The 23,312-nt window shown below is 56.2% G+C and carries 20 protein-coding genes; 12 read left to right on the forward strand and 8 right to left on the reverse strand.

The window, feature by feature from the left end; all coding sequences use genetic code 11:
• Positions 1-179: 179 nt before the first annotated feature.
• Complete coding sequence (locus tag SH678x_RS07505; protein ID WP_496922273.1) at positions 180-1,325, reverse strand: aminotransferase class V-fold PLP-dependent enzyme; 1,146 nt, start codon at positions 1,323-1,325, stop codon at positions 180-182.
• Between the two features lie 27 nt (positions 1,326-1,352).
• Here SH678x_RS07505 and SH678x_RS07510 point away from each other — a divergent pair, with 27 nt between their 5' ends.
• The 5 genes from SH678x_RS07510 (at position 1,353) to pdxA (ending at position 6,773) form a co-directional block, all read left to right on the forward strand.
• On the forward strand, positions 1,353-2,570 hold the full coding sequence (locus tag SH678x_RS07510; protein ID WP_496922274.1) for a protein-L-isoaspartate(D-aspartate) O-methyltransferase: 1,218 nt from the start codon (positions 1,353-1,355) through the stop codon (positions 2,568-2,570).
• A 165-nt stretch (positions 2,571-2,735) separates the two neighbouring features.
• Positions 2,736-3,734: a TIGR03000 domain-containing protein gene (locus SH678x_RS07515; RefSeq protein ID WP_496923063.1), complete on the forward strand. Its 999-nt coding sequence runs from the start codon at positions 2,736-2,738 to the stop codon at positions 3,732-3,734.
• A gap of 180 nt (positions 3,735-3,914) precedes the next feature.
• The gene (locus SH678x_RS07520; protein WP_496922275.1) at positions 3,915-4,658 is read left to right on the forward strand and encodes a hypothetical protein; all 744 of its coding nucleotides are present in this window, start codon (positions 3,915-3,917) and stop codon (positions 4,656-4,658) included.
• A complete protein-coding gene (locus tag SH678x_RS07525) occupies positions 4,658-5,620 on the forward strand; it encodes an HTTM domain-containing protein (protein ID WP_496922276.1) in 963 nt (320 codons plus the stop codon). The genes SH678x_RS07520 and SH678x_RS07525 overlap by 1 nt, the downstream gene beginning before the upstream one ends.
• Before the next feature lie 115 nt (positions 5,621-5,735).
• A complete protein-coding gene (pdxA, locus tag SH678x_RS07530; RefSeq protein ID WP_496922277.1) occupies positions 5,736-6,773 on the forward strand; it encodes a 4-hydroxythreonine-4-phosphate dehydrogenase PdxA in 1,038 nt (345 codons plus the stop codon).
• Between the two features lie 18 nt (positions 6,774-6,791).
• Here the strand turns inward: pdxA and SH678x_RS07535 are convergent, their stop codons facing one another.
• Entirely contained in the window at positions 6,792-7,445 is a 654-nt protein-coding gene (locus tag SH678x_RS07535; RefSeq protein ID WP_496922278.1) for a putative ATP-dependent zinc protease, read from the reverse strand.
• A 199-nt stretch (positions 7,446-7,644) separates the two neighbouring features.
• The gene (locus tag SH678x_RS07540; RefSeq protein WP_496922279.1) at positions 7,645-8,619 is read right to left on the reverse strand and encodes a hypothetical protein; all 975 of its coding nucleotides are present in this window, start codon (positions 8,617-8,619) and stop codon (positions 7,645-7,647) included.
• Positions 8,620-8,936: 317 nt separating this feature from the next.
• Here SH678x_RS07540 and SH678x_RS07545 point away from each other — a divergent pair, with 317 nt between their 5' ends.
• The 7 genes from SH678x_RS07545 (at position 8,937) to SH678x_RS07575 (ending at position 17,525) form a co-directional block, all read left to right on the forward strand.
• Positions 8,937-10,301, forward strand: coding sequence for a hypothetical protein (locus SH678x_RS07545; RefSeq protein WP_496922280.1), 1,365 nt, complete (start codon positions 8,937-8,939; stop codon positions 10,299-10,301).
• A gap of 27 nt (positions 10,302-10,328) precedes the next feature.
• Complete coding sequence (locus SH678x_RS07550; RefSeq protein ID WP_496922281.1) at positions 10,329-11,153, forward strand: hypothetical protein; 825 nt, start codon at positions 10,329-10,331, stop codon at positions 11,151-11,153.
• 19 nt (positions 11,154-11,172) lie between these two features.
• Entirely contained in the window at positions 11,173-12,480 is a 1,308-nt protein-coding gene (locus SH678x_RS07555) for a hypothetical protein (protein ID WP_496922282.1), read from the forward strand.
• Positions 12,481-12,917: 437 nt separating this feature from the next.
• Positions 12,918-13,856 (forward strand): YybH family protein, encoded by a 939-nt coding sequence (locus tag SH678x_RS07560; protein WP_496922283.1) that lies wholly within the window; start codon positions 12,918-12,920, stop codon positions 13,854-13,856.
• A 38-nt stretch (positions 13,857-13,894) separates the two neighbouring features.
• On the forward strand, positions 13,895-15,307 hold the full coding sequence (locus SH678x_RS07565) for a hypothetical protein (protein WP_496922284.1): 1,413 nt from the start codon (positions 13,895-13,897) through the stop codon (positions 15,305-15,307).
• Between the two features lie 107 nt (positions 15,308-15,414).
• Complete coding sequence (locus SH678x_RS07570) at positions 15,415-16,326, forward strand: DMT family transporter (RefSeq protein WP_496922285.1); 912 nt, start codon at positions 15,415-15,417, stop codon at positions 16,324-16,326.
• 83 nt (positions 16,327-16,409) lie between these two features.
• Positions 16,410-17,525 (forward strand): pyridoxal phosphate-dependent aminotransferase, encoded by a 1,116-nt coding sequence (locus tag SH678x_RS07575; protein ID WP_496922286.1) that lies wholly within the window; start codon positions 16,410-16,412, stop codon positions 17,523-17,525.
• 3 nt (positions 17,526-17,528) lie between these two features.
• Here the strand turns inward: SH678x_RS07575 and SH678x_RS07580 are convergent, their stop codons facing one another.
• The 5 genes from SH678x_RS07580 to SH678x_RS07600 all read right to left on the reverse strand — a co-directional run bounded on the left by SH678x_RS07580 (position 17,529) and on the right by SH678x_RS07600 (position 23,304).
• Entirely contained in the window at positions 17,529-18,314 is a 786-nt protein-coding gene (locus tag SH678x_RS07580; protein WP_496922287.1) for a hypothetical protein, read from the reverse strand.
• Positions 18,311-19,240 (reverse strand): ABC transporter ATP-binding protein, encoded by a 930-nt coding sequence (locus SH678x_RS07585; protein ID WP_496922288.1) that lies wholly within the window; start codon positions 19,238-19,240, stop codon positions 18,311-18,313. The genes SH678x_RS07580 and SH678x_RS07585 overlap by 4 nt, the downstream gene beginning before the upstream one ends.
• Positions 19,241-19,248: 8 nt before the next feature.
• On the reverse strand, positions 19,249-20,208 hold the full coding sequence (locus SH678x_RS07590) for an ABC transporter permease (protein WP_496922289.1): 960 nt from the start codon (positions 20,206-20,208) through the stop codon (positions 19,249-19,251).
• Complete coding sequence (locus SH678x_RS07595) at positions 20,195-21,127, reverse strand: ABC transporter ATP-binding protein (RefSeq protein WP_496922290.1); 933 nt, start codon at positions 21,125-21,127, stop codon at positions 20,195-20,197. The genes SH678x_RS07590 and SH678x_RS07595 overlap by 14 nt, the downstream gene beginning before the upstream one ends.
• 86 nt (positions 21,128-21,213) lie before the next feature.
• Complete coding sequence (locus SH678x_RS07600) at positions 21,214-23,304, reverse strand: elongation factor G (protein WP_496922291.1); 2,091 nt, start codon at positions 23,302-23,304, stop codon at positions 21,214-21,216.
• Positions 23,305-23,312 lie beyond the last annotated feature (8 nt).

The following is a 23,312-nucleotide window of genomic DNA, read 5'->3' on the forward strand; positions in this document are numbered from 1 at the left end:
CTCCAGTACAAACAATCGCAGAAACGGGAAAGCTTATTGTTGCACTCGCAGGAGCCATTATCAACAAGAGCCAGTTGATTCGGCGTGAATTGGCTAGTCGGCTCTCCGTAATCTCCGCAGTAGAGTCTGCCTAGCCCGTAGAGGCAAAGCGGGTGTGGTCACTACTTGACCAAGGCTGGTTACATTTCCCGCAGAACCGCCAAGAGCCGCTCCAAATCGGCTGCGTTGTTGTAGGCATGGGCACTCAGGCGGAGCCGACCCGAACGGCAGGCGAGCGCGACTCCCTGGCCTAAGCAGGCTTTGCGAATGGCTTGTGGATCGCGGCCAGGAAGTTCCCAGGAGACGATGCCGGAACGATTGTCCTCTTCTCGGGGCGAATGAATGACGCCCCCCGCTGCGCGCAGGCTTTCGCACGCTATGTCGGTGAATTCGAGAATCGCCGCGGCAATGTTTTCCACTTCGAGTGACAGAAGCAGCTTGATGCTGGCCCCCAGCCCGATGAAGCCCGGCATGTTGTAGGTGCCCCCTTCGTAGCGGGCGGCGGAGTTCTTCAACCTAAAACCTGCCTGAGAGAATTCGCCAGCATTCACGACACTATTCCAGCCAATACCGATGGGCTTTAAACGTTCGAGCCAACCTTCATGAATGTATGCTATGCCGGCTCCTTCAGGGCCCAACAGCCATTTGTGACCGTCGGCGGAGAGCACGTCGATTTCGTCGGCTTTCACGTCGATGGGAAACACGCCAAGGCCCTGGATCGCATCGACCAAGAAGAGCGCGCCGAATTCGTGGGCAACATCGGCGATGGGCTTAAGTGGGCGGCGACAACCGTTGCTGTAGCAAACCCAACTGACGCTCACGACGCGGGTCCGCTCGTCACAATATTCGGCGAATTGCTCCGGCGAGACGCGTCCTTCATCCGTGGGGACGAGACGAGTTTCAACGCCACGTTTCTCCAAATTCAGCCAGGGAAACATATTCGTCGGGAACTCATCTGCCAAAGTGACCACATTGTCCCCCGGCTGCCAAGGAAAACCTTCGGCGACGAGATTGATCCCAGCCGTGGTGTTGGGGACGAGGGCGATTTCGGACTCCCCTGCCCCAACTAACTCCGCAGCCGCTTTGCGACAACTGGACAGCTGTGCCGCCCAGTCGAGCCATTTGGTGTCGCCTTCGAGCGAAGATTGCGCGAGCCAATCAGCGAGAGCGTCATGGGCGGGTTGCGTGAGGGGGGCCACCGCGGCGTGATCGAAGTAGGCCCACTTACGAGCGACCGGCATCGCCGCGCGCAGTCGTTCGCGTGTTTGCTCGATAGAATTAGACATTGGTTTCCATTGACGGAGTTTTTTTGAATGCGTATGACAGTTCAGTTTATCGTATTCTGCGTACTTTGCCTGGGAGGACTCGTAGGCACGAGTGCAAGTTCACAGGCGGAAGAACTCTCCAAGGCCCGTGAAAAAATGGTCGCCGAAGAGATCGAAGCAGCGGGGGTGAAGAATCCCGCTGTTTTGGATGCGATGCGTGCAACACCTCGGCATGAGTTCGTGCTCGATAAATGGCGCGAACAAGCCTATTACGACACCGCTTTGCCGATCGGCGATCAGCAAACGATTTCACCGCCGTATGTCGTGGCCTACATGACCGAGCAGCTCGATCCACAGCCGACGGACCGCGTGCTCGAAATCGGCACAGGGAGCGGCTATCAAGCGGCCGTGCTGAGCCCGCTGGTGAAAGATGTTTACACCATTGAGATTGTGGATCATCTGGCGCGCCGCGCGACACAAACACTTAAGCGACTCAAATACGACAATATTCACGTGCGGAGCGGCGACGGCTACTTGGGTTGGCCCGAGGCCGCGCCGTTCGACAAGATCATTGTCACCTGTTCGCCGGAAGCGATCCCAGAGCCGCTAGTTGAGCAACTCGCTGAAGGGGGACAAATGATTATCCCCGTCGGCGAGCGATATCAACAGAATCTCATTCGCGTGACAAAGCGCGATGGAAAGTTGGTGCAAGTGCCACTACAAGCCACGTTGTTTGTGCCAATGACAGGCGCAGCGGAAGAGAAGCGTGAGGTGCTTCCCGATCCGATGAAGCCGCAGATCTTTAACGGCGACTTCGAGCAAGTATTCGGCGAGAAGAACTTACCCGTAGGTTGGCATTACCTGCGGCAGGCTGTGACAAGACAAGATGGTGAAGGTAATCGCTATCTGGCGATTGCCAACAAAACTCTCGGCAAGCCGACGCGCGCGTTGCAGGGCTTCGCAGTCGATGGTCGCGAAATTCGGAACTTCAAACTTTCCGCGCGGATTCGTGGTAAAGATCTGGGCCCCGATCCACTGGGAAGGCCGTCGGCAGCGATTGTCGTGACCTTCTATGATCAGCGCCGCGCAGTGATTGAGAATCAGGTCCTAGGACCATGGACTGGAACATTCGATTGGCGCACGGAATCGAAAACTTTGCGTGTGCCGGTGACCGCCCGTGAGGCCATTGTGAGGCTGGGACTTTTGGAAGGAACCGGCGAGCTAGCAATCGATCAGCTCGCCTTGGAAGTGACGGATACCCCATAAGGGCGAGTCGTAAGGAGCCTATTAGGGTCTACGGAAACCGCGCAACCCCTAAATTCGGCTAAATTTACGTAGCTTGCTTGAATTACACTCATTCGCTGCTAGATTAGTGCAGGTAGCGGGAAACCGTCCTCGCTCGACACGCAGATAGTTATGGAGACACCGGTGATGATAATTCTTGGCAAAGGCCGTTTTTCCGTGGCCTTGTTGGCAGCAGCTCTATTGGTTGGTTTGGTAAGTGAAGCAGGTGCTTGGTCTTACGGCAGCTGGGGATCCTCGGGTTCCTATGGTTCGTCGGGTTCGTACGGTAGCTCAGGCTCCTATGGATCCTACGGCGGCTCAAGCGGCAGCTGGGGTTCTTACGGTTCCAGCGCTAGCTACGGCAGCTATGGCCGCGTCGGAATCGTTGGCCGCATTCGTGCTCGCCACGCCGCTCGTCACAGCGCTGGCTCTTACGGTTCGTATGGCTCAAGCGGCAGCTGGGGTTCCTCGGGTTCAAGCGCCAGCTATGGTAGCTACGGCAGTTCAGGTTCGTCGGCCAGCTACGGCGGTGCCGTTTACAGCACCCCTGTCGAAACAGAATGCGAAGGCTGCACGGCAGAAGCCACGACCGACCAAGCTCTGAAGAGCTCGGGTAGTGCTGTGGTCGAAGTCACCGTTCCTGCTGACGCCAAGGTTTTTGTCAACGACAAAGCCACGACCAGCACCGGCAACTCGCGGAGCTACGTCTCCAACAGCCTGCAAGCAGGTCAGACCTACATGTACAATTTCCGCGTCGAGTTCCAAAAGGACGGCAAAGACGTTGTGAAGAACGAATCAGTAAAGCTCAATGCGGGTGATCGCGTGGCTTTGACATTCGATGCCAAGAATGAAATGAAGCTTTCCTCGGCAGTCCCCGCGGCTAAGACCGAATTGAAGCTGTCGGTTCCCGCCAACGCCAAGGTGTTCCTGGCTGGTGCCGAGACCTCGCAAACCGGTACCGATCGCACCTACGCCACGAGCCGTTTGGCCGCAGGCGAAACCTGGAACGGCTACACCGTTCGCGTGGAACTTGAACAAGACGGCAAAACCGTCGTTCGTGAGGAAACGCTGACGATGAAGGGTGGCGAAAGTTACGAGCTAGCGTTCGATTTCGAGCAGGCTGACGATCATTTGGCCGCGAAATAATTGATTCGCTATTAAAAATTGCTATTCACCCCCACATCGGTGTTGACCGGTGTGGGGGTTTTCATTTTGCTAAGGGTTCTTTCCCACGATGGAAAGAGTCGTTTGACCTGCGATTCGTTGAATCGCGGCTATTGGGATGTTAGGGATGACGCCCGTTCGGGGCAGATAAAGTGGGCCACGATGGCTAAAGTTGAACCTTCTCGCACGGAACCGCAGCGACCAACCCCACCCGGCCAGCAGCAGCCGGTTAAGAAACAACCGCCCCGCGCGGCGGGTGAAATTGGTTGGCACCCCGTTTGGCGGTGGTTGGTAAGCCTCTTAATTGTGTTGCATCTGACGGCGGTGTTCAGCGCGCCGTGGGACATGGCGACATCTGCCGCATTGCCTCCGGGTTATATCGCGCCGACCGACAATATGGGCCGTCCGTTGCCTCCACAGGCAGGGATTTTACAAGAGCCGATTTTGACGCGCGCCTTGCATCGGACGTTCTTCAACGACTATTTGAATCTGTTGTATCTGAATCACGGCTACGAGTTTTTCGCGCCCGATCCCAACGGTAGCAATTTGATTCGCTATCAGATACGTGATAGCGGCGGTCGCGAGATCACGTCGGGACAGATTCCCGACCTCTCGAAACAATGGCCGCGACTCCTCTATCACCGGCACATGATGCTTGCGGCACAGACCGGCGACATGGGCGAAGAATCCGGCCGCCGCTATGCTCAGCATCTGTTGAACGTGAACGGCGGGCATACGATTACGACGGAATTGGTGTTTCACAAGTTGCTGTCGCCGCAGGATGTGAAGAACGGTGCCAAGTTCGATGCCGCGGAGTCTTATCAAGTGTTGGCGAAAATCCAAGAAGTGGCTAAACCCAAACCGGAACAGCCGATTGCGCTGCCTTCCACGGAAGGAGCGCCGTGATGGGAGTCTTTGCCGACACACGCGGCTATGTCAGCGAAACGTGGCAAGCGTGGAACAAGTTTTGGTTTCAATCGGTCGATCCCGCAACACTTTGTTTGCTGCGATTGTTAGCGGGGACGCTGATTTTTTACACACACTTGGTGTGGTCGCTTGATTTGCAGGCATTTCTCGGTCCTGAGGGTTGGCTGCCGGTTGAATACGTACGCCAGGTTCAAGGCAATCAGTGGTCAGTCTGGAGCGTTTATTTCTGGATCAAACCGACGTGGCTGCTGTGGACCGTGCATATCGTCGCACTGTTGGTCTTCTTCTGTTTCATGATTGGCTTGTTCAGCCGCACAATGGCAGTGTTGGCATTTCTATTCGCTGTGTCGTATGCGCATCGTGTCAGTCCCGGTGCATTCTTTGGCCTCGATAAGGCCAACTGCATGCTCGCACTCTATATCATGCTAGGACCCTGTGGTGCGCGTTATTCAATTGACTCGCTGCGCCGTTCGCGGCGTGGCATTACGACGCCGGTTGCTCCAAGCACGGCGGCGAATCTTGCCATTCGCCTGCTGCAAGTTCATTTATGCATCATTTATTTTTTCACGGGCATGGCCAAAGTCATTGGCGAAACCTGGCCCGCTGGGACGGCCGTGTGGTGGGCCATCGCGATCCCCGAATACCGCTCCATCGATATGACATGGCTGGCCAACTGGCCCGTGTTCGTTGCCTTGGCCACCCACGCGACGGTCTTTTGGGAGTTGTCCTACTGGGCCTTGGTGTGGAATCGGTTCACGCGGCCGCTCGTGCTGTGGATGGCTGTCTTCGTGCATGGCGGCATCGCACTTGTCATGGGGATGATCACCTTTGGTGTGGGGATGATCATTGCCAATCTGGCTTTTCTACGACCCCAAACCGTGCACCGCTGGTTTGATCCAATTGCTGGCCGCTTCGCTCGACTGCTCGGGGCTGGCAAATAAAGAATCAGGAACATTCATCAACGCTCATCTGCGCTAATGTATTATTAGTGGAGATCAGCCATAATGAGTGCTCCCAATCTTTCTATTTGCTACGATCGCCGCCTAAAATTTCAACATGAGTATTTCTGAACAAAAACCCCGACTGGCGATCACGATGGGTGATGCCGCCGGCGTGGGGCCGGAAGTTATCATTAAAGCGTGGAGTGATTCGCGCATTCATGAAGCGGCTGACCTAGTTGTACTCGGCCATCCCGAAGTCTTGCGCGAGGCCGTCGCGCTGGTTGATGTGCAACTCAAAGTCAAACCCGTCGACAACATAACATCCGCCGACTCGCCCGAGTCCTCGATTCCCTGTTTGGCTGTGGGGAACAACGACATTCTCGAAGTGCCTCATGGGCAAGTCGACGGCCGTACTGGACACGCGGCGTATGAAGCCGTCATTCGAGCGATCGACGATACAAAGGCCGGGGTGTTCGATGGCATCGTGACCGCGCCTTTGAGTAAAGCCGCCTTGCACGCAGCGGGACATTTTTATCCTGGCCATACCGAACTGTTGGCCGAGCGTTGCGGCGTGAGTGATTTCGCGATGATGTTGTATCTGCCGACGCATGAACTGCCGCATTCGCGGGCCGGCTTGGGGGTGGCGCATGTGACGCTGCATATGGCGCTCCGAGACGTATTTGCCATTCTCAATGGCGATGCCATCTTGGAAAAGTGCCGGCTGGCCCATCGCGTGATGAGCGTCGGTTTTGGTCTCGCTGCACCACGAATCGGCGTTTGCGCTCTGAATCCCCATGGCGGCGAGAGCGGGTTATTCGGCGACGAAGAATCGCGGATCATTGCTCCCGCGGTGGAACGTGCCCGTGCTGAGGGGATCGATGCGCAAGGCCCCTTCCCTACCGACACGCTCATGGTTCGCGCGCGGGATGGCGAGTTCGATGGCATTGTGGCGATGTATCACGATCAAGGACACATCGCGCTGAAGTTGTTGGGGATGCACCGCGCGGTGAACATCACGCTGGGACTGCCTATCGTACGGACCAGCGTGGCCCACGGGACGGCTTTCGATCGTGCCTGGCAAGGAACAGCCGAATCAACCGGCATGGTGGCGGCGATCACCACCGCGGCGGAATTAGCGAAGCGGGGTTTCTAAGCGAAGCGGCTAAAGAGTTTATTCGCTTTCGGCTATGACTTCGCCATCGTTTGGAGCGTGATCGATGTCGACGACAAAATCGCCTGACAAGAAATTACGACCCAGCAGTAACGGATAGTCCATATCCGCGCGGTTATTTAGCGTCACCACGACTTCCTTCTCCACGTCCTTCCAGCGAAACGTGAGTGGAACTTTGTAGCGGACCTCATGCTTTTCGGAAGTCTTGATCGTGACACAGTGATCGATTTCACTTTCGACCCACGTGGGTTCATCTTGGTAATTACAGATCAGCACGCGGATGGGCTTGCCGATGTTGCTTTCCATGGACTCGGCTTCGTCATCGATTTCCCAGCCTTCGCAGTGGATCGAGCAGGAAGCGGCACCCGTGTCGATACGAGCTTCAAATGCCAACTCGCTCTGAGATTCAACAATCCGAGCGGTCGCGCCGATGACGTGTTTTTCAGAATGCTTGGGAATGCGCTTTTTGAGAATGTTCTCTTCGGAAGAGACCAGCTTTGCATGCCGTGAACTCTTCTTCTTCGGCTCAGCCTTTGGAGATGGCGCTGTCGCTTCAGACTTGTTGGAGCTTGTTTGAGCAGTATCTTCCGCCATGAGTACGGAGTATGAGCCCACCAACAACCAAGCGATGGCCAACGGTAAAAAGCGATGCATCACGTTTTCTCTCCGGGTGAAATACGAGCGGGAGCCCGTGGATCCCTGCCTGCGAGCAAGTTCCACCATAACAAACGCTCAGCGTGGAGTTCAACAAAAAACGCGTCTGGACAGCTACTACGCACGAGAAAAGACGAAAGATCGAGGGCCGCCTGCGCAAATTGCGGGAAATAGCAGAGATTTCGTGGGAAATCAGCGTTTATTTTCGGCGATCGGCGACGGCGGTCTCTGCTTCGCCTTTTTGTTTGATCACCTGATCGAACACCAGCGAAGTCTCGTCACTCCAATCAACGTCGCCCGGTTTAAATTGGAAGATCGTGTTGTCGACCGCGGCGGCGAACTGAACTTCGAAAATCTCGTAGCGAGTGAGCGGATCGTGCGTCGGCTTGAGGCCCGTGAGGTTGTCGGCCAGGGGCGCATCGGTTGCGCGGCGAAATTCGATCACGTAGGGAAATAGATTGCTTTCACCCACTAGCAGCAGTACGTGATGAGGCAGTTGCTCCGGCCACGGATGTTCTTCGTCGATGACCGTGCAAAGCTCGGCGAATTGTTCAGGTCGCCATTGGCCGATGAGGGCCTCGACGGCAAAGCCATTGAGCTGAGTGGCGCGTGGTGGAGCGAAGCGATAACGGCGCAATAAGTCGGCCAGCATCTGGGAGAGTCCACCGCGAAATTCGGCGCCACGCAAAAGTTCTTCCCATTCGCTCGTATCGTGCGCGGTTTTGGGATTGCTTCGTAAACGGGCTTTGAGATTTCCCACGTCGAGACGGTGGATTTCGCGCCCACTGGGTACATGTCGATCTGACCACAAATAGCGTCCGTCGAAGACTTGCAGATAGCTAGCATTCTTGCCGGCGACTTGTGTTTGCATTTCCCAGCGAGTCACCCGCTGAGGTCCCGCACCGAGCTGCCAGTAATGACCGGAGCCGAGCAACGTGTCGTTGCCGAGCCGGGATTGATGCCGCAGTTTGGCGGTGACGTTGGAGCGACGTTCCATCGCGGCCAGCACTTCAGCGACGAAAGCATCGCCGTTGACGGTGGTTTGCGCATAAGCAGTGCCTTGCACTGGTAGGAAAACCAAAGCCAGCAATAAGCATCCACGGACGCCCCAGGATGGCAATCCCCGGGCATTCATTCGTGCTAGCGCGAAGCTGCGTCGTGTTAAGCCACGCAAAATGGTTTTCCTTTGTCGGTTTTGGTGGATTTGCCAAAGATTCCGGTCGTACCATGTCGACCATTACTCACCGGAAGACTACCTCGACTCGTCGGGGTCACTTCCCCATGGCTGAGATGCCAGCGATTCAAGGTGCGGGATTCTAGTGAGATCCTGCCATTTGGGTCCACGGCAAACGGTAACAGCATCCTGGTGCAGGGTGCTAGCACCTTCGGCTATGAATTGAACGAACACGGAGACCCCCGCCGCACGGCAAGGGCTACTCCACAACCTCGTATGCCAAACGCATGTTCGTGCGACTTGAGGGGGGAAACGCGATGAAAAAACGATTGTTCACAGTTGCGATAGCGTTGTTGGCCATGGTGGCCGGAGCGAAGTGCTCTGCGCAGCATCACTTGGCCTACAACTTGCCGCCTGCCCAGCGGCTGATGGAACCAGGCCCCGGTGTGGGTGGCCCTGGCCCGGGCGTTTTGATGCCTTCCGCCGGCATGGGTGGTGGTGGGATTGCTCCCGCCATGGCCATGGGTGGCGGAATGGGAGGTGGTTACGCTCCTGGTTGCCCTCCGATGGGGATGGGTCCTGGGCCAACTTCTCAAATTGCCTTTCTGGGTGTCGAAGGGGGAGAAATCTCCTGGGACATCAGCGGGCAACAAATTTTTGATTCCACCCCGTTGGTGATGCCTGGTCGACAGAACTTTCCGCAGGGTGCGATCTATCGCTTGAAACTTACCAATCTGCCGAGCCGTGCCGGAGTCGAGCTGTATCCCACGTTGGAAGTCGCTCCGGTGACTCCACGGACCGATGCCTACTTGGCTCACGCTCCGATTCCTGTGCAATTCACCGACGAAGACTTGGACCAAGTCCTCAGCGGTAATTTTGTGACCAAAGTCATCTACTTACCAGACCCCGAGTTCCAAGAACTCGCGCTTTCGGGCGTCGAAACTTTGGTCAGCACGCGGCTTGATCCTGGTGTCGATCCGATTGCCGAAGCCGATCGTCGCGGTGCGATTCTCGCGATCTTGCGAGTTGGTAACCTCGACTTGCAACTCGGTGGTGGCGGCATGGCCATGGGCCCTGGCGGAGTGGAACACGCTCAATATGCCGAGGGTGAAGAGGGTGCTTACCCAGCCGAAGGTGGTTATGCCGAAGGCGTTCCTGCTGATCCTAATTGCTATCCCGGTCAAGGTGGTGGCTACGGTGGTGGCTACGGTGGTGGTTACGGTGGTGGTATGCAACCTCCGATGGGGATGCCCACGGCGGGTTTTGCTCCTCAAGCGTTGCCTCCGCACATGGTGTCGGGAATGACCACTCCTCAATGGGGTATGCCGATCACCGGCACTCCGATTGGGCTACCCGGTCCTCCTCACATTCCTTTGGGCCACGAAGCAGGCCTCACCAAGCACGTGATGAAGAATCACACTCGCGTGATGATGCCGCCTCCAGTTCACAAACAAACGATCACGGTCAAGCAGCGGCCAGGTATGAACTACCCACGCCCTGTGAACCACGTGAATATTTCCGAAACGAATCGTGCTGGCTTGCGTCTCTTCCACGGCACGGTGCCACCGTTGGTGCCCACCGCAGTGAAGAAAGCGGCTGCCGCGGCTGCCGGTTGCCACGATGGATCTTGCTATGAAGGCGAGTGCATCGAAGGTGCCGAATACGTCGAAGATTGCCAATAGCAAAAAGCAATTGGTGAATGGAGTTTTATGACAACGGTTCGCACTACTCAGCCATGTGATGCAAATCGCATGCAGGTCGCTGGCTCACTGCTGTTAGCAGTTCTGATTGGTCTAGCATGCGGCGCGGAAGCGCTGGCTGCGGAAAAATCAGCGCATTGGCACCACGCAGGTGCCATGCCTCCGGGAGCGATTGGCCGCCAGCGACTGCTGAGAGGTGCGCCGTTGTTGGGTGCCTGTCAGCCGGTGGAGATTCGTGCTCCTCAGGGAGCCCGAATCGCCCCGGCGGCGGGAACCACTTTTCTCGAAGGTCAGTCTGACCGACTTCTCGTAGGTCTTACGATTGGGCCGGTCTATCGTTTTCGCGTGACCGAAATTCCCGAACATCCGGGCCTCGAAATTTTCCCCACGGTCGAACTCATCGACCGTTTGTATCCCCCGCCGGGACAAGCCATGCGCTTTCCGGTTCCCATTGAGCTGACTCAATCCGAGTTGCTGCTCGCGGCCGAGGGGCGTTTTATTACACGGGTGATTTATCTGGAAGACCCGGATTTGGCCCCCGCGATTGCTCGCGACGAAAAGCAACAACCCTGGGTCGAAGCACGGCCGGGTGATGATCCGTTGGTGATGGCCGATACACTGGGTCGTCCGATGGCCATTCTGCGATTGGGTGGTCGGACCCCCGAAGGGGATGAAGCAACATTTTCTTATGGCGCGGTCGACCCCATAGTGTTGCAACAACCACCGGCCGATCATCCTAACAAAGGCTATGTCGATCACGCCGTTCAGCCGGCGATTCCGAACGAGATTCTTATCAATCCGGAAGACATGCCAGCCTACGGCACCGACCAATAAAACATCGAGGCAGTCCGTCGTGCAATCTGCTTATCCACAATACCAAGCTCAATACGAAGATTATTCGCGTCCCCCCACGTGGTTTCGCTACGGCGTGATCGCGGTGGCGACGCTGATCCTTTGTTCCTGCCGAGCGGTTCCGGAACAACAATCACAGCAAATGCACGGAATGCCACCGGGAATGCAGTTTGGTCCTCAAGGACAACAATCCGCACAACAACTTCCTTATCCTCCGGCAGAGTTTCCCCAAGCGGCGATGCCACGCCGGGAGGTGATGCCAGCCGTTTACAGCAACGATAGGCATGTGCCGCCATCGGCAATTCAGCAAGCACAGTATGCCGCTGGCATTGGAACCGGAGGTTGCAACACACCCGGTTGTGCGGCCTGTGGGTGCGGTTGCGAGAATTGCCCGATCGTTGGCCCACGTGATGAATACCTTTGCGATGGTGGCGATCACGGCACACCCGCCGGAGTGAAAGCCGATTGGGAAGTCACTGGCTTGGAAGAAGAAGACACCGTTGCTCATTACGACACGGTCGATGGTCGCACGATCATTACACCGAGCAATCAAGTCTGCATTTATGCCCCGCGGTTCGGCGTGGTCCGCCGCGTGATCGATTTACACGAATATGCCCGCTACGATGCTGCGAATGGCTATGGCCAGATCACGGCCTTGGCGAAAATCGACGAAAACGAAAAGATCATGACCTCACTTGCCAAGGTTGAGCCAAACGTCAACCGTGGCCGCGATCCAGCGAGCTTGCTCAAGGAACGTCAACAACCGGGGGAACTCGATCGTGAAGTCCGCTTGCTCTCCGATGTCGGTACGCTCGCGCCCTATGCAAACTTGCAGCTCGTGAAGGCAGGAACTCTCACGGGTGATGAAAAAGTCAAAATCGCTCGTGCGAGCTTAGCCGCCGTCACTTGGACGGGAGATCAAGCTCCGCAGATTACGATTGATAGCCGCAATGCCGTGGCCGCGGTCAGCGACCGCACGCCGGGCGTGATTTATCACTTGGAAGAACCCAATAAGCCGGTCTTGCGGATCGTGAAGCTTGCTTCCTGCGGTTCCGCCAAGCCGGGCGAAATCATCGAGTTCACTCTACGAGTGGATAACATCGGCAACCGCGAGATGGGGAACGTCACGGTTGTCGACAATCTCACGACACGGCTCGAATATGTGCCCGACAGCGCCAAGGCGAGCGTCGCGGCCGATTTCTCGACCGAGCCAAACGACGGTGGTTCCGAAATTCTCCGCTGGGAGATCAAAGACCCCGTGGCCAAGAACACAGGATTTATTCTGCAGTTCAAGGTGAAAGTGCGGTAAGAAACAACGTGCGAAGTTTCGCAAAGGTAAAGTCAGTCGTCCACGACCGCCATGCGAGTCGAGACGATGAGCCTCTTCGATCTTGCTGTTCTTCCTATTCATGCCGGCCTTAGGTTCCCGACTGATTCTGTTAGACCATTCACGGTCCGTCGCAATGTTACGCAAATTCTATTTAGGACAGCTGGCGTTGTCTTAATGGCCCTAAATTGCTTCTGTTTGATTGTGTGCGTATTCCGACCCATTGTTCGCGGGCGAAATCTCTATGATTGCGTTACACTCTGTTGCCACTTGTTCGCGCGAAGAATAAGTTAAGGGCAGTGAACAGTTAGAATCTTTTCGGGCTGGCATGCGATCAATACCAAAGCTGGCTTTTGCCGCGGATTGATCAATCGCCAAGCGAAATTCCTAAGCCACTACACGTCGAGGGAGGACGTACCATGAAAACTTCTGTCTTTGTGTGGGCCTGGTGTGGGGCCTGTCTGATTTTGCCACCGCTTCGCGCGGATCAAGCTGATGATGAGGCCGCGATCCGTGAAGCTGTTACGTCTTACGTTGCCGCATTCAATGCGCAGGATGCACCGGCTTTGGCTGCCCACTGGTCCGACCATGGCGTCTACCAAAATCCGCTGTCAGGTTTGGAAGTCAGTGGCCGCAAAGCCATTGAAGAGGAGTTTGCAGCGGTCTTAAAGGAGCTGAAGGGTGCGAAACTTTCGGTCAACGTGACATCGATTGATTTTGTTTCACCGAGCGTGGCCGTTGAACGGGGCATTGCGGAGGTCGTCGGTGCTCAATCAAGCCCCGAGACCACGGAATATTCAGCCGTTCACGTCAAGCAAGGGGATAAGTGGCTACTGGATCGGGTGACGGAAATGGGGGTAACAACGGTCAACTCCCATTATGAGCAGCTCAAGCCTTTGGAGTGGTTGATTGGGACTTGGGTCGATGAGGATGAAGAAGCGCGAGTGGAAACCTCTTGCGAGTGGGCTAAGAATCAGAATTTTCTAACGCGCACTTTCACGATTGATTTGCCGAACGAGCCGAGGCTCTCGGGGGTTCAGATCATCGGTTGGGACCCATCCGAAGGAAAAATTCGTTCGTGGACGTTTGACTCGGATGGCGGATTTGCTGAAGGAACTTGGGTTAATAAAGACGAAAGTTGGCTGGTTGAGACGGCCGCCGTACTCCCTGATGGACGCAAATCGTCGTCGATCAATATCACGAAGTTGCTGGATGACGACACGGTGTCTTGGCAGATCACTGGCCGTGACGTCGACGGTGAGATCTTGCCGAATTTGCCCGAAGTGAAGATCACTCGCCACAAGGCATCGGAGCCTGTGCTCGACTCGGAAACAGAATCTCCGGTCATGGTTCAATAACCTGCCGTCACAGCAAATCGAAATAAGGAATTCGTCAGATGTTCAAGTTACGTAAATTCACAGCCGTACTTCTTGTCGCCGTTTTGTTATGCCCAGTTGACGTATTTGCCCGCGGTGGGCGGGGCGGAGGCGGTGGTGGGGGCCGAGGAGGTGGCGGCGGAGGTCGATCGATGGGTGGTGGCGGAGGTATGAGTCATGGCTCGTCGATGAGTCGTGCCCCTTCCATGAGTCGACCGTCGATGCCCAGCCAGTCGCGGCCTAGCCCTTCGCGACCCACTAGCGGCGCTCGACCGAGCACAGGTGCAATCGGTAATCGACCAAGTGGCGGTGCCGGTGCGCGTCCTAGTGCTCGACCCGGCACGGGCGGTGCTGGCCGGCCAGGTTCTGGTGGCATCGCCGGTAGTGGGCGACCCAGCGCGGGGCAATTGAACAGTTTTCTCGATATCCCTTCACAAGGGGCACGGCCGAGTGCAGGCCGGCCCTCGGCAGGAACGTTGCCCACCGGTGGTAACGCTGCCGTGGCCGATTTCTTCCAAGGCGGGGGACGAACTGCTGGTGCGGCTGGCCAGATTGGAACTCGCGACGTGGCGGCCGGCGTAGGAGATCGAGCGACTCAGCTCGGCGATCGCGCTGCAGGGGCTCGTCAGCAAGACCGCGCTGGTGACCGTGGCGATCGCCAAGCGGCACGTGTTGAGAATCGAGGTGACTATCGGTCCAATCTTGCCGAGGGCCGTGGCGACCGACGTACCGACCGGCAACAACAGCGGGGCGATCGCGCGGATAGTATTCGCGATGAACTGAGCGATCGATTCGATGATAATCATCTCTTTGAAGACTTCTGGCGTGATCATCCTAATGCGTACGTTAACTTCCGGCAGAATCCGGTCTTTTGGTCATGGGCGACTTATGCGACTGTATCAGCATTTATGCCATGGAATTGGGGGACTGGCTATTACTACGACTATGGTAGTGGTGGGACCAGCGGATACTCGTCGGATACCGGAACTATGTACGCCGACGAGGCGACGTATTCCTCGCCCGAGTATTGCGCGGAAGCAGAGGCTCTAGCCGAGAGCGCGCCCGAGGAACCACCGGCCGACACGGAATGGCTGTCGTTAGGAGTGTTTGCCGCTACTGACGAGAAAAGTCAGGCCGTGCCCAACATGTTTTTGCAATTGGCGGTCAGCAAAGAAGGAATCATCGCAGGGACCTATCAAAATAAGACCACCGGTCAAACGGAGTCGCTAGAAGGCATGGTCGATAAAGAAAGCCAACGTGCGGCTTGGACCATCTCCGGGAAAAACACGCCGATTATGGAGACGGGGCTGGCCAACCTAACCATGAACGAGGCCCCCGCCTTGGCACATTTTGCTGATGGCACAACACAGCAATGGTTACTGGTCCGCGTGGCCAAGCCAGAGGAGACTTCTGCGGCAACGCCAAGTCCTTGATCATAAGTATGGCTGGGGAGCAAAAGTTGCGGATTACAACCGACTACTGTTGATGCATTCGGCAGAGCTGGATAGTCGTTGTTTGAGTTGTCCGTTAGACTCTCCCCATGCCGTACTTCTATTTCTTATTCAACTGCCTGATTTGGGGTTCAAGTTTCATCCTCATGGATCGGGCTGCCAACGCCCTAGGTCCACTCGCGATTTCGACGGGCAGGCTCTTGGGTGGTTCGTTGACGCTTGCCTTGTATTGGGCTTGGACGCGACCGCCGAGCCATCTCGCTAAAGGGGATTGGAAACACATCCTGTTTGTGGCCGCGGTGGCCAACGCGTGGCCGTTCACGGTGCTGCCCTTTGTGATGTCACAGGCTGATGAACATGGCTACTTCGGCATGATGGTTTCGTTGTTGCCGTTGGTGACGATCATTGTATCGATTCCGATGCTGGGCATTTGGCCCACCACGCGGCAAGTGATCGGCGTGCTTGGCGGATTGATCTGTTTGTCGGGCGTTGTGCTCGATGGTTCGCAGCGGGGAATCGCGCCGGGAGTCTTAGCACTCGCCGTGACCGTGCCGATGGCTTACGCAACGGGCAACACGTACATCAAATGGAAACTGTCGCATCTCGATTCCGTCGTGATGACAGTTTTGTTCTTAGGGATCGCTGGGCTCTTACTGTTGCCTCTCCAGTTGTTCCCTGGTTTGTTAGAACGTACCGGCTTGGCGGGACCGCATGAGCCCCGTGATTGGGGGCTAGCCATGATTTCCATGCTCCTGCTGGCCGTGCTCAGTACAGGACTAGCAACGTTGATGTTCCTGCGAATGGTGAAAGACCAAGGGCCCTTGTTTGCGGGAATGGTGACCTACGTGATTCCCATCGTTGCGTTGGCCTGGGGCCAGTACGACAGCGAACGGCTCACCACCTTGCAAGTCGGCGCGATTCTGGGTGTTCTTTCGATGGTGGCTCTGGTGCAGTGGCGGGCCGCGGGAGCCAATCAACCGCAAGCTGAACCGTTGGCCTAGGTGCCTCGCGAAACCGCAAGCGAATGGGTTATAGTGTGATTTGAATTTCTAACCCCCAGCCTCCAGCCCCTAGCCTCCTTCTTATGTCTCATCCCTGGTTAGCAGAACGTACCCGTGAATTCGATAGCTCCGGCATTCGCAAGGTGTTTGACCTCGCGGCGAAAATGAAGAACCCGATCAATTTGTCGATTGGGCAGCCGGATTTTCCCGTGCCCGACGCGATCAAAGAAGCGGCTATCGAAGCGATTCGCCACGACAAAAACGGCTACAGCGTGACGCAAGGGATTCCACAGCTCCGCGAAGAGTTGCAACGCCGCGTCGATGCCGAATATGGCCATGCCGACCGCCGGGTGCTGGTTACTTCAGGAACAAGCGGATCACTAGTGATGACGATGCTCGCCCTACTGAACCCTGGCGATGAAGTGATTTTCATGGATCCGTACTTCGTGATGTATCCTGCGCTGGTGAAGATGGTGGGTGGCAAGTGCGTGATGATCGACACGGCCCCTGATTTTTCTATCGACGTCGAGAAAGTCAAAGCGGCGATCACATCGCGAACGAAGCTGATTTTGCTCAACAGCCCGGCCAATCCCACGGGAGTGGTCGCGAGTCGCGAGAGCGTCAAAGCCTTGGCGGAGCTAGCAGTCGAGCGAAGTATTGCGATCCTGAGCGACGAAATCTATCGTACATTCAGCTACGACGGAGTGCCGGCCAGTCCCGCCGAGTGGAACGATCAAACGCTGGTTGTCGACGGCTTTAGCAAAACATACGCCGTGACGGGTTGGCGCATGGGCTGGATTCACGGTCCCGTGGCGATCATCGACAAGCTTACCATGATGCAGCAATACACGTTTGTTTGTGCGCCGCATCCCCTGCAATGGGGCGGCATCGCGGCGCTTGATACCGATATGACCGCGCAAGTGGATGAATATCGCAAGCGGCGTGATTTTATCGTGAACGGCCTGCGCGAGGCGGATTACGAAGTGGCTCCTACGGGCGGAGCATTTTATGTTTTTCCCAAAGTGCCGGCAGGTCTTGGCACTGGCTCGGAATTCGTCGCCCGCGCGATTGAAAAGGAATTGCTGATCATCCCCGGCAATATTTTCAGCCAACACGATACCCATTTCCGCATTTCTTACGCGGCGAGCTGGGACACGCTCGAGCGCGGGCTTGGGGTTTTAAGAGAGTTGGCAGGCTGAGAATTAGCCCCCATCGCTCTCATCGGTGGCGGAAAATTCTCGGCCACGTACAACCCCCACGGCGATGGCCAGCAGAATGAGTGTGTAGGCGACAAGTACGACCGCGTGTTCCCAGGCGGGCGGATCGCCGATAAAGGCGAACAGCACGTTCATGTCAGGGCCAATACTAATATCGCTCCACAGAACGAGCAATGTCCGAATACGATATTGCACGGTGAAGGTATTAATCAGCGCGGGGACGAAGCTAATAATCAATTCAAAAATGAGCGTAAAGGCCACCGCGATGACCATCGATCGTTTGGGAAACAGCGTACCCAGCAACAAGTAGAGTGCCGCATAAGCGGGGCACGAGAGCAGCGTGATCCGCGCGATGACCCAGGCGATTTCCGCGCCGTTGTCGTAGGGCATGACCGCGGTGGCGGCACAGAGTCCCACCAGTGCCGCACTTAAGGCCCATGTGAGCGAAACCAAATATTTGCCGATGAGCACATTGGTCTTCCCCTGTGGTCTGACCGCTAAGTAGACCCAGCTTTTGCGTTCAAGCTCTGCGGACACCACCGGCGTTGCCCAGAGGAATGTGGCCAACATGCTCACGAGCATCGGCACAAGAGTGAAGAGCGTGGCCATCCAGAGTTCTCTTGGCGCGGATTCTCCACGAAGAGTGAAGCGGATCATGCTGACGATCAACACGGGAAAGAGGGCCAGCACCAACCACCAAGCCATGCGAGCCAGCGTGAAGGCACGTCGCCATTCGAAGAAAAACACGGCGGCTATGCTGCTAAGGTTCATGCCAATTCTCCGCGATGAATCTTTAACAGCGAATTGAACAAGGCTTGTAGCGACTCGTCGGCGGAGTGCATTTCCTCGACGCTAATCCCTTTTTCAGCAAGCCAACTGGGGAGTTGATCGTAAAGTTTCATGGGATGCCGCGTGGAGACAATCAATTGATTCTGATCGATTCGCAGGGAATCAGTGATCTCGTGTTCCAAAAGCAGGCTCGCCAAACGGCGCGGGTCGCTCGTGCGAATCGTGATTTCATTGGGAACATCGACCAACAGCGCGTGGACTTCTGAAGCAGTTCCAGATGCCAACAACCGTCCGCCGCTGATCAACAAGAAGCTGTCGGTGATCGATTCCACTTCGTAGAGCAAATGGCTGGCGAGCAGCAAGCTTTTTCCCTGAGAAATCCATTGTTTGAGTAACGCCCCCATTTCGTGTCGGCCAATGGGGTCGAGGCCATTGAACGGTTCATCGAGAATTAAAAAATCGGGATTGTGGACGATCGCTTGGGCCAACTTCACGCGTTGCCGCATCCCGCGGGAATAGCTGGAAATGGCCCGATGCATGGCGTCCTTCATGCCGACGATGACCAGAGATTCTTGCGCCGCTTTGGTGGCAGCCGATGCGCTCATCCCTTGCAGTTGACTCAGATAGCGGACCCATTCGTAGCCCGAGACGTTCGCATACAGCCCTTCGCTACCAGGACAATATCCTAAGCGACGAAATAGCTCCGCATTGTTGCTTGGCGATTCTCCGAACACTCGCACACGACCAATCGTGGGGCGAAGCTGACCGGTGAGCAAATTCAGAAGCGTGCTCTTCCCCGAGCCGTTGGGTCCCAGCAGTCCATACGCTCCCGCCGGTAGTGACAGCGTCATATCGTTGACGCCGATCACCGTGCCGTAGAGTTTCGTGACGTGGGAAAGTTCAATCATGGCTCAATCTAAGCACGCAGTGGTGCGGAAATCCTGCGGAAAAGAATCACGGTGGAAATAACGGTTATCGTGGCGAGGATCGCGGCGGCGTGCTTCACCTGGTCAAACGTGGCAAAGTCGAAGACCCACCGCTGCACTTGTCCCAGCGAATGATAAAGCGACACCGTGGACCATTTTTCCAGCACTTCTGGCGCGTCGGAATTCATACGCTCCATTTCGATGCCGGTCATCACAACGTAAGTGAAAGCGCCAAGAATCCAGACGGCGAACCAGCCGAACCCCGCGTAGCGGCTCTCCTGAGTCATCGACGACATGCACAAAGCGAGCGAAGCCGTGGGAATCATCAACACAGCCGACGCAGCGATGATTCGCAGCGGTAAATCCCACGTGTCGTACACGACGTTCGCACTCGGTGAAAGCAACACACCGAGTATGTACAGCACCAAAGCCGGTGCCGCGGAGATCATGATCAAATAAAACCAGACCGTGGCCAGCTTGCCGAGCGCATACTGCCACCGTGCCAACGGACGCGAGAAATACAGGAGAAACGCGCGTGAACGGACGTCTTGCGAGATCAAAGGTGGGGCGATGATTCCCACCATCAACACCATCAGCCCTCCCTGAGAATAGCGGAGGAACAAATAGAGAAGCCAGGACCATACCGAATGGCGCGCGACGGCTTCATCTTCGATATCGAGAGTTGCGGACAGCCCTTCCAATGTTGCTGCCTCGCGAGGAAGAATAAATCTGAGGTTATCTCGCATTTCTTTCACTGTGAGTGAATGTTCCCAGAGAAAGAAAAATACTCCGAACCAAATTGCCGGTAGCCAAGCGAAGAACATCATCCGCTTGAGCCACGCGCTTTGCCACGCACGGCGCACACCGGCTTTAGTAATGACCACCCAGCGCGTCCAGGGGGACGCCAGCCGCTCGTGCCACTCGCGGTAACCCAGATCATGAATTGGCATCTGGTTGCTCCCGAACGGCAGAGAGGAAAATTTCTTCCAGCGAGTTCCGCGACGGTTCCAATGACCGAATACCTATATTGGCTTGATTGGCGACCTGCCAAATTTTAACCGCAAGTTCCGCGTGCTGGCCATCGACGGTGATCGCACCGAGGGCGTCGAAACGTGCTTTGAGTCCGGCGCGTTCCAATTTCTTTGCAAATTCTTCGGCGTTATCGATCACATGAATCTTGAGAGAAGGCGCAGTTGGCTGGCTCAAACGATCCAGGCGATCAGCCACGCGCACCCGTGATTTCGCCAGAATAATTACGGCGTCGCTTACAGCTTGCACGTCGGGCAAGATGTGCGTGCATAACAAGACCGCCTTGCCGTGATTGCGAGCCAATATCTTTATGCGGCTCAGCATGGTTTCCCGTTCGGCGGGATCAAGGCCTGACGTAGGTTCGTCGAGAATCAACAGTGGCGGATCATGCACCAACGCTTGCGCAAATCGCAGCTTTTGCCGCATGCCGGTCGAATAGGTCTCCACCGTCCGATAGCGTTCTTGGCCCATGCCGCAGAAATCGAGAATTTCGTGAGCACGACGGAGGGCTTCCAAACCTGGGAAACGCGAAAGCTGCGCGGCGAGCTGGACCGATTCCACGCCCGAAAGACCGGCGAGGTAGCAATCGTCCTCGGGCATGTAGCCCACGCGTTCGCGAATCTGGCGGTTGTGACGGCCGAGTTGGTATTCCAACAACCGGCCGCGGCCGCTCGTGGCCCGCAACAAGCCCAGCAAGACTTTAATGAGCGTGCTTTTGCCCGCACCGTTGGGCCCCAACAGGCTTGTGATGCCAGGCTCGATCTGGAGCGACACCCGGTCGAGCGCCCGATAAGAACCGTAGTTCTTGGTGATCTCTTCCAGTTCGATCAGTGGGGTCATCAAGGGCTCGCGCCAGCAGGTCGGTTCGTGTATCTCGCTAGGAAGATAATAGCGTATTCGCCGCCCGAGTGCGATTCTTGGCTTCCTTATTCTTCCTCGGCTTTGAGTTGTGCTTTGGAAATAATCTCCTGCTGGACGTTGCCGGGAACGACGTCGTAATGGGAAAATTCCATCGTGTAGCTCCCCTGCCCTCCCGTCATTGAAGAGAGCGTGCGAGCGTACGTTGATACTTCCGCGAGTGGGGCTTTGGCTTCGACCGTGGTCATGCCGCCGCCGACTGTTTCCATGCCGACCATCTGTCCACGCCGGCCCGAGAGATCACTGGAAATATCACCGACATTCCCCGCGGGGACGGTGATGTGCAGATTTACGATTGGTTCCAGCAAACCTGGGCGAGCCTGCTTGAAAATCTCCGCGAAGACGCGGCTTCCGGCGATGCGAAACGCTGTTTCGTTGCTGTCGACGGGGTGGTCTTTGCCGAAGTGGACTTCAACGCAAACATTTTGAATGGGGTAACCAGCGACAACTCCCTTGCCGATCCGCTCAAGAAAACCCTTTTCAATGGCGGGCATGAAGTTGCCCGGGATCGTGCCCCCCACGACGGAATCGACCCAGAGGAAATTATTCTTGGCGTGGTAATGCGTCGATTTGAGATGGGGAAATCGTTCCTTGGTGGCGAACTCTTCAGGATTAGCGCCTTCGGGGAAAGGGTAGATTCTCGCATGCACTTCGGCGAACTGACCCGCCCCGCCTGATTGTTTTTTGTGACGGTAGCTTCCTTCGGCGTCGGTCTGCACGGTTTCACGATAGGGGATTTTCGGTTCCTTGGCATCGACCTCGACGTGATCGCGCCGCTTGAGCCGCTCACGAATCATCGATAAATGCAATTCGCTCATGCCGGTGAGCACCATTTCTTTTGTTTCCGGATCATGGTCGAGATGGATCGTGGGATCTTCCTCGGTGATCTTGTGCAGCGCACCAGAAAGTTTGGCTTCATCGCCACGAGTTTTCGGTGCGACGGCCAACCCCACCATCGGTGTGGGATAGTTGATCGGCGGCAACTGGACGTCGCCGAGCGACATTCCTGTATGGAGGTCTTCGCACTTCGCCACCGCCACGATGTCGCCCGGACCCGCTTCATCGACTGCGGCCGTATCGTGAGCCTGTACGCTGAGTAACGCGGGAATCTTGATTCCTTTGCGCGAGCCGTTGGCTTCGAGCGTCGAATCCTTCTTGAGCGTTCCCGCATAAACGCGAATAAAACTCAAGCGATGCACGAAGGGATCGATGCGGGTTTTGAACACCTGTGCCGCCAGCGGAGCCTTGGCGTCGGCCTTAAGTGTCACGGTATCGCCATTACGACCGGCAGTCCGTGCCACGCTATCTGGCGGCAGCGTGGCCGTTGCCAACACGTCGAGCAGTTCCGTAACCCCGACATCCTTTTTCGTCGACACACACACAATGGGCGTGAGGTTTCCCGCGGCAACAGCCTGGACCAACAACTTGTTGAGCTCGGCTTGGGAGGGCATTTCACCTTCAAAGTAGCGCTCCATCACTTTCTCGTCGACTTCGATGATCGATTCCACGAGTGCTTCGTGGATCGCCTTGGGATCCATCACCGCGCCGTTAGTATCACCAGGGACTTCCAGTGTGTTAATGACCCCTGTGAGCGATTCCCCCAAACCGACTGGTATATTCAATAGCGCACAGCCGTTGCCAAATACTTCTTTGATCGTGTTGATCAAACCGGGGAAGTCGATATTCTCGGTGTCGAGCTTATTGATCACCAGGATCCGGCCGCAACCGGCTTTGCCTGCCTCGTTCCAAGCGCGGCGCGTGTTCACTTTAATGCCCGAGTGGGCGTCGATGGCGATGAGTGCCGTTTCCACGGCTCGCAAGGCGCCGACCATTTGGCCGACGAAATCGGGGTAGCCCGGACAGTCAATGATGTTGATCCGCTTGCCAGCGTGATCGAGATGGACGACGCTCGATTCTATTGAATGTTTGTGATGTTTCTCTTCTTCGTCGAAATCACAGATGCTCGTGCCGGCATCGACACTTGGCTTGCCATTCACTGCTCCGCTGTGAATAAGCAGTTGATCGACCAAAGTGGTCTTGCCGGCATTGCCGTGTCCACAAATCGCAAGGTTCCGAATATCGGCGACATTCCTGACCATGGTTGCTC

Source organism: Bythopirellula superficialaquae (assembly GCF_059632245.1).

Coding starts and splice junctions, on each gene's coding strand:
- SH678x_RS07510 (WP_496922274.1), top strand. CDS start 1,353: ATGCGTATGACAGTTCAGTTTATCGTATTCTGCGTACTTTGCCTGGGA.
- SH678x_RS07560 (WP_496922283.1), top strand. CDS start 12,918: ATGAAAACTTCTGTCTTTGTGTGGGCCTGGTGTGGGGCCTGTCTGATT.
- SH678x_RS07600 (WP_496922291.1), bottom strand. CDS start 23,304: ATGGTCAGGAATGTCGCCGATATTCGGAACCTTGCGATTTGTGGACAC.
- SH678x_RS07570 (WP_496922285.1), top strand. CDS start 15,415: ATGCCGTACTTCTATTTCTTATTCAACTGCCTGATTTGGGGTTCAAGT.
- SH678x_RS07535 (WP_496922278.1), bottom strand. CDS start 7,445: ATGCATCGCTTTTTACCGTTGGCCATCGCTTGGTTGTTGGTGGGCTCA.
- SH678x_RS07550 (WP_496922281.1), top strand. CDS start 10,329: ATGACAACGGTTCGCACTACTCAGCCATGTGATGCAAATCGCATGCAG.
- SH678x_RS07565 (WP_496922284.1), top strand. CDS start 13,895: ATGTTCAAGTTACGTAAATTCACAGCCGTACTTCTTGTCGCCGTTTTG.
- SH678x_RS07520 (WP_496922275.1), top strand. CDS start 3,915: ATGGCTAAAGTTGAACCTTCTCGCACGGAACCGCAGCGACCAACCCCA.
- SH678x_RS07515 (WP_496923063.1), top strand. CDS start 2,736: ATGATAATTCTTGGCAAAGGCCGTTTTTCCGTGGCCTTGTTGGCAGCA.
- SH678x_RS07525 (WP_496922276.1), top strand. CDS start 4,658: ATGGGAGTCTTTGCCGACACACGCGGCTATGTCAGCGAAACGTGGCAA.
- SH678x_RS07575 (WP_496922286.1), top strand. CDS start 16,410: ATGTCTCATCCCTGGTTAGCAGAACGTACCCGTGAATTCGATAGCTCC.
- SH678x_RS07590 (WP_496922289.1), bottom strand. CDS start 20,208: ATGCCAATTCATGATCTGGGTTACCGCGAGTGGCACGAGCGGCTGGCG.
- SH678x_RS07585 (WP_496922288.1), bottom strand. CDS start 19,240: ATGATTGAACTTTCCCACGTCACGAAACTCTACGGCACGGTGATCGGC.
- SH678x_RS07545 (WP_496922280.1), top strand. CDS start 8,937: ATGAAAAAACGATTGTTCACAGTTGCGATAGCGTTGTTGGCCATGGTG.
- SH678x_RS07580 (WP_496922287.1), bottom strand. CDS start 18,314: ATGAACCTTAGCAGCATAGCCGCCGTGTTTTTCTTCGAATGGCGACGT.
- pdxA (WP_496922277.1), top strand. CDS start 5,736: ATGAGTATTTCTGAACAAAAACCCCGACTGGCGATCACGATGGGTGAT.
- SH678x_RS07505 (WP_496922273.1), bottom strand. CDS start 1,325: ATGTCTAATTCTATCGAGCAAACACGCGAACGACTGCGCGCGGCGATG.
- SH678x_RS07595 (WP_496922290.1), bottom strand. CDS start 21,127: ATGACCCCACTGATCGAACTGGAAGAGATCACCAAGAACTACGGTTCT.